This is a genomic window from Bartonella sp. AA86SXKL (assembly GCF_042196885.1).
Genome location: NZ_JBHIRE010000302.1, coordinates 1 through 738 on the forward strand (window position 1 = coordinate 1; position 738 = coordinate 738).

Genomic DNA, 738 nt, shown 5'->3' on the forward strand with positions numbered 1-738 from the left:
GTACAAAAATCAGTATTGCCAATAGTAACGGCAGTGATCGAACAATTTCCGGTGTGAAGGCAGCAGAGCTTAAAGAAAATTCAACTGAAGCTGTAAATGGTTCACAGCTCTTCACTACTAATCAAACTGTTTCTAATCTCATTAATACTTTAAATGATGTACATGAGAATATATCGAATTATTTTGGTGGTGGTGCAAATGTACTTGATGGTTTAGCACCGACCTATGTTATTAGTGGTGAAACATACCGTGATGTTGGTTCTGCTTTCACTGGTGTAAATATTTCCATTAAAAATCTTGATGATAAGATTATTGAAATGAAGGAAAATAACCTTGTACAACAGGAAGGGGGCGCGTCAGGTGTTATAACCATTGGTGCCAAAACAGCTGGAACTAAAATTAGTGTTGCAGGCGTTGGCGGTTTAGGACGTACTATTTCTGGTGTGAAAGCGGCGGAGAATGGTGATGAAGCTGTTAACAAAGACCAACTTGATAAAAGTATAAAAGGTATTTCTAAAGATGCCTTACTTTGGAGCGAAGATGAGCAGGCATTTGTTGCACTTCATGAAAAAGATGGAAAGAAAACGAAGAGCAAACTTAAGTCTCTTTTGGATGGTGACATTTCTAAAGGTTCCACGGATGCCATTACGGGTAATCAGCTTTATCTCATGAGCAACAAGCTTGCTGCTTATTTTGGCGGTGGTGCTAAGTATGAGAATGGCAAATGGACGGCGCCTA

At 39.3% G+C, this 738-nt stretch carries 1 pseudogene; it reads left to right on the top strand.

From position 1 onward, the window contains the following. A pseudogene (locus ACFIO5_RS11675) lies at positions 1-738 on the top strand (hypothetical protein); the annotation flags it as partial.